Consider the following 1,620-nt stretch of genomic DNA (forward strand, 5'->3'; position numbering starts at 1 on the left):
ATCCACATACCGGCCGTTGTACGCGATCGGGTGGGGGCGGCAAGCGGCTTGCGGTTGACGACGGCGCCGTGATCGGGGACGTTGCCGCGGGGCTTTGAGGGGGCGGATGGCATGGACCAGCGCAGCAAGGGGCGGATTACGATCGCAGCGGCAACGCTGGGACTGGGGCTGGCAGTCAGCCTGCCGGCGACCGTGCCGGCTGGGGCCCAGCAGGCGGTAGCGACCACCTCGCGCTCAGCGGCTGATCGCCTCACCGACGTGTCGTCGCAGGAGCGGGTTCGCCGGGCGCCGCGGCGGGTGCCGGTCTATCCGCGCGACGAGGGCGACGACGTCATTCCGCGCTACAACCCGGGCCCGAACGCGGTGCGAGACTGCACTGCCAGCTACATTCAGGAATATCGCCCGAGTGGCACTGTGATCGTGCCGCGGATGAACTGCTTCTGGCGCCGCGGTTGAGCAGCATCTTCCCCTGAAGTCTTTGCAGCGACGCCTCATTGGTACGCCAAGTACCAAGCAAATCCGAGGTCTTTCCGGAACTTCGCGCGCTGATCGCGCATTGCTGTGCGGCGAGTGGAGCATTCACTCCGCATTCACGTCGTGCGCGTCAGCCTGATTGTCAGGGGGTCATGCCGAGCGGCCCGCCGACCGCCAGCAAGCGGCCGGACGCGCGTCGCCAACCAAGGAGTTGTTGGATGAAGATTCTGAAATGGTCGGGCCTGGCTGCGATCGCCGGTCTGTTGCTGATCGCTGCCCCCGGCGAACGCGCCGAGGCGGCGCCGCTGTCGACCCCGGGTATCGCCGCCGCGGTCCAGCGGGACGCTATCCCGCAGGCGACCGAAGTGCAGTACCGGCATCACCGGCACATGCACCGCCATCACTACCGTGGGCACCGTCACCACCACATTCGTCGACACTACGGCCATCGGCACCACCATCATCATTACCGGCATCATCATCACCGCCACTGGCGCTGATACGGATCGGTTACCAACGGGCCCGCAAACGCGGGCCCGTTTTCATTGCGGCGGTTGCATTTCGGCGGCTTACGCCGACATGATGGCCAGCAACAGCCGATGGAGGTGACGATGCGGACATGGATCGGAGCGGCCATGGTGGCGACGGCGCTCGGCGCCGCCGGTCCCGCGGGCGCAACTCCTGTGAGCGCCGCCCAGGCACCCAGCGTGACGACACTGCAGGAGACGGATATCAGCGCGCGGCAGCGCAAGCCGCACGCCAAGCATCGCCACGTCCGGCGGCATGCGACGCCGCACCGCACCCATGTGTATGGGCCGCGCGGCAGCTACGACTATAACGCCCGCCCGCATTGGTACCGGCCAGGCCCGGTATCGCCGTTCTTCCCGTTCAGCTACGGCTGGGGCCTCGGGCCGTCGTGGTAAGCGACGCGACGCTTCGGATGTAACGCCTTCGGCGCATTCATCACGCGTTCAGTCTGCCAACCCTAGCGTCGCACTCCTGGTGCAACGACAATGCGCCGCCTGCGGCGCAGGGAGAGGCGAGATGGCGGATCTGCGCGTGATCCATTTGCCTGCAGCTCAATCCGCACGACCAGCGCCCGGTCCGCTGCGGCTGGTTCGGCGGATCGGTGCGGCAGCACTGATG

At 67.2% G+C, this 1,620-nt stretch carries 3 protein-coding genes; all 3 read left to right on the forward strand.

All coding sequences use genetic code 11. The features are described from left to right. Positions 1-111 precede the first annotated feature (111 nt). The 3 genes from DYI24_RS26270 (at position 112) to DYI24_RS26280 (ending at position 1,397) form a co-directional block, all read left to right on the forward strand. A complete protein-coding gene (locus DYI24_RS26270) occupies positions 112-456 on the forward strand; it encodes a hypothetical protein (RefSeq protein WP_164574393.1) in 345 nt (114 codons plus the stop codon). 236 nt (positions 457-692) lie between these two features. Continuing rightward, the gene (locus tag DYI24_RS26275; RefSeq protein ID WP_107342484.1) at positions 693-974 is read left to right on the forward strand and encodes a hypothetical protein; all 282 of its coding nucleotides are present in this window, start codon (positions 693-695) and stop codon (positions 972-974) included. A gap of 111 nt (positions 975-1,085) precedes the next feature. Further along, positions 1,086-1,397, forward strand: a complete 312-nt coding sequence (locus DYI24_RS26280) for a hypothetical protein (RefSeq protein WP_205523703.1) — start codon at positions 1,086-1,088, stop codon at positions 1,395-1,397. The last annotated feature ends 223 nt before the right edge of the window (positions 1,398-1,620 follow it).

Origin of the sequence: Rhodopseudomonas sp. BR0C11 (assembly GCF_010820945.1) — a bacterium.
GTDB lineage: Bacteria > Pseudomonadota > Alphaproteobacteria > Rhizobiales > Xanthobacteraceae > Rhodopseudomonas > Rhodopseudomonas palustris_H.